Origin of the sequence: Ferruginibacter sp., from assembly GCF_028288465.1 — a bacterium.
Lineage (GTDB): Bacteria > Bacteroidota > Bacteroidia > Chitinophagales > Chitinophagaceae > Ferruginibacter.
Map to the genome: position 1 here is coordinate 1 of NZ_JAQBNR010000082.1, position 2,529 is coordinate 2,529.

Sequence of the window (2,529 nt, forward strand, 5' to 3'; positions counted from 1 at the left end):
CTGGACGAATGGAGTACCGGAGCGCGATGTCGATGTTGCTCGAAACGCCGTCCTTGTCCTGCACCGTGATCTGCGGGCCGTTGACCGTGCCGCCGGCGTTGTCGGAGCCTTCGCCGTTTGCGCCAGCGAAGATGACCTGCTGGTTACGGATGTTGAAGGTCACGGTATCGACCCACGGCGCCTTGACCTGCAGCCCCGTGTCGTTGTTCTGGCCGACGATGTTGCCGGTGATGTCCTTCAGGACGTTCGCTTCGCCGGCATCCTGCGTATAGAAGGAACCGAGCGCCAGGAACAGCACGCCGAGCACAAGACCGAGGACTCCGGCCAGCCGCACCCCGCGCGACACCGCCCGGGCAGTGGGGATCCCAGCGTGCTCCGCGGTCGGGCGTTTGGCCAGGCTGCGGGCGGCCAGGAGCCCGATGATTCCAAGCACGAGGACGAGAATTCCGAGAACTAACAAGGGGGTCTCCAGACGATGGATGCTGTGCAGTGGTGACACTACCGGCAACGAGTCCGGTACCGAGCATCCCTCGCCACGTGTCTCCCGCTATTCGACCAGGCGGTTCGAATACGCGAGCGCCACGAGTTGCAGTCGCGATGAGAGCTCGAGCTTCGACAGGATGCTCGAGACGTGACTCTTCACCGTCGACTCGCTGACGAAAGCTGCCGCCGCGATCTCCCCCGTGCTCAGGCCCTTCGCGGCGAGGAAGAAGATCTCCTTCTCGCGCGTGGACAGCGCGGCAATCGCGGCGGCGTTCGCAGGCTGGACCTGCGGCTTCGCGGAGAAGTCCTGCACGAGGGCGGAGGCGGTCGACGGCGCGATCACCGACTTGCCGGAGTGGACGGCGCGGATTGCGGCGAGCAAGAACTCGGGCGTTGCGTCCTTCATGAGGAAGCCCGACGCTCCCGCGTTCACCGCGCTGAGGACGGCGGTGTCGCGCTGGTGGGTCGTCAGAACGATGATGCGGGGCGGGTTGGCCGGGGCGTTGGCCAGAATGAGGGCGGTCGCTTCGATGCCGTCGCGGATGGGCATCCGGATGTCCATCAGGATCACGTCCGGCTGCACCTGCGAGGCCAGCGCCACGATCGACTCGCCGTCGTAGGCGGCGCCCACGAACTGCAGGTCGTCCTGCGACTCGATGAGCATCTGGATGCCCGAACAAAACAGCACCTGGTCGTCGGCGATCGCGACTTTGACGGGATTCACAGCGCCACACTTTCCGGGGAGGGAGCCGGGGCGGCGAACAGCGCCTCGGCGGGAGGGAGGAAGGCCTCGACGACAAAACTGTTGTCTTCGACCTGGTCGGAGGGACCCGCCGTGAGCCATCCGCCCGCGAGCCTCGCCCGCTCGCGCATGCCGCGAAGCCCGCGTTTCGCAGTGCCCCCGGATGCCGTGCGCCCGGCCCCGTGGGACGTCACGGTGAGCGTCAGCCCGTCTTCGCTCCAGCGGTAGGCGACCTCAGCGCGAGCCGCATCGCCCCCGTGTTTCAGGGCGTTGGTCAGGCTCTCCTGCACGATTCGGTAGACCGCGAGCTGCTGCCCGGCGGTGAGGCGAACGGCCGCGCCATCCGTAACCTGCGTGATCGAGAGGCCTGCCGCGCGCATCCGCTGAATAAGGGCAGGGAGCTCGTCGAGCGTGGGGGCGACGGCATCCTCCGGCTCGGGGCCGAGGGAGTCGATCAGCATTCGCACCTCGACGAGCGACTCTCTGGCCGACTGCGCGATCGCCTGGAGGGATTCGCCCGTGCTCGCCGGTCGCTTCTCGCTGAGGAAGCGCGCGCCGTCCGCCTGGGCGACGATGACCGCGAGGGAGTGCGCCATGATGTCGTGCACGTCGCGCGCGATGCGGTCGCGTTCGTCGACGAGGCGCAACTCCAGCTCGGCATTCGCCAGGTCGCTCGCCATCGCCTTCTGCGTGAGGTCGCTCTGGGTGCGGTCGAGGAGGGCCCAGAACCCGTATCCCACCGACCAGCTTGCGGCGGCGATGATGGCGACCAGCACGGCCGACACCAGCAGCTGGCTCCACGCGCGCCCGTGAACACTGCCCCAGTCATTGAGCACGCCGTACCGGTCGGCCGCAGACATGTTGGGAAGACGCAGGAGCAGGCCGACACACAGCCCGTAGGCGACGGACACCGGAAGGGCGACCAGCCGGGCTTCCCGCACGGGGTTCGCCCCGATGACGACGGCGGCGAGCAGGAGACCGAGGTAGGCGGGCCAGGTGACGTCGCTGAATCTCAGCGACTCGAAGGCCAGCTGACCGATGAGAAGGATGCCGCCCGCCGCAAGGGAGATCCAGGGCAGAACGCGCGAGGTTCCGATGACCACGCCGACGAGGATGAACGGAAGCCACTGCTCAAGCAGGGAGGACGAGTAGCCCGGCGGATGCACCCGCCCCGACTCCCCGAAGAGCCACAACACGGTGAATGCCGCGCCGAAAAGGGGCTCCGCGAAGTTGCGAAGTGGACTTCGGGGCGGCGTCATTCCCTCACGTTAGAGCGGATGTCGCCCTGCGGCGAGAGGAACTGT

3 protein-coding genes are annotated in these 2,529 nt (G+C 67.4%); all 3 read right to left on the minus strand.

Going from position 1 to position 2,529, the window contains the following annotated elements:
- On the minus strand, positions 1-433 hold a 433-nt coding region (locus JWR61_RS27940), incomplete at its 3' end, for a hypothetical protein (RefSeq protein ID WP_301930932.1).
- Positions 434-547: 114 nt separating this feature from the next.
- Positions 548-1,207 (minus strand): response regulator transcription factor, encoded by a 660-nt coding sequence (locus JWR61_RS27945; protein WP_301930933.1) that lies wholly within the window; start codon positions 1,205-1,207, stop codon positions 548-550.
- A complete protein-coding gene (locus JWR61_RS27950; protein ID WP_301930934.1) occupies positions 1,204-2,484 on the minus strand; it encodes a sensor histidine kinase in 1,281 nt (426 codons plus the stop codon). Before JWR61_RS27950 ends, JWR61_RS27945 begins: the two co-directional genes overlap by 4 nt.
- Positions 2,485-2,529: the final 45 nt, after the last annotated feature.

Coding starts and splice junctions, on each gene's coding strand:
- JWR61_RS27950 (WP_301930934.1), bottom strand. CDS start 2,484: ATGACGCCGCCCCGAAGTCCACTTCGCAACTTCGCGGAGCCCCTTTTC.